Source organism: Pseudomonas sp. EA_65y_Pfl1_P113, from assembly GCF_963970525.1.
Lineage (GTDB): Bacteria > Pseudomonadota > Gammaproteobacteria > Pseudomonadales > Pseudomonadaceae > Aquipseudomonas > Aquipseudomonas tritici.
Genome location: NZ_CAXAQM010000361.1, coordinates 1 through 521, shown reverse-complemented (window position 1 = coordinate 521; position 521 = coordinate 1). Strand labels below are relative to the sequence as shown.

The window sequence follows — 521 nt, the reverse complement described above, 5'->3', positions numbered from 1 at the left end:
GGGATCTGCAATACGCCCAAGACGGGCATCCAGGATCCAGTGGCCACCGTCGGTGACGAAAACGTGGCCGTCCTTGCCGTTACGGACCGCCATTTGCCCGGAAACGCCGCACTGCGCAAACGCCTGCTCGATCGCCCGCCGCGTCGCGCCGAGCCCGAACGGGATCACCTCGATCGGCAGCGGAAAACGCCCGAGCGTCGGCACCCATTTGCTGTCGTCGGCAATCACGATCATGCGATCCGAGGCCGCTGCAACGATTTTCTCGCGCAGCAGCGCGCCGCCGCCGCCCTTGATCAAATTGAGGTCGGGATCGATCTCGTCGGCCCCGTCGATGGTGATGTCGAGATGATCGACCTCGTCCAGCGTCGTCAGCTTCACGCCGCAGCGTTCGGCATCGGCCCGCGTCGCCTCCGAGGTCGGCACGCCCACCACCTTGAGCCCGGCGCGGACGCGCTCGCCGAGCAGCTCGACGAAATGCTTCGCCGTCGAGCCGGTGCCGAGGCCGAGTTGCATGCCGTCCC

General features: G+C 67.0%; 1 protein-coding gene. It reads right to left on the bottom strand.

What is annotated here, in order from left to right; all coding sequences use genetic code 11:
* Window positions 1–521 (bottom strand): ribose-5-phosphate isomerase RpiA (gene rpiA / locus AACY52_RS30055; RefSeq protein WP_339561340.1); only part of this gene is annotated, 521 nt, incomplete at both ends.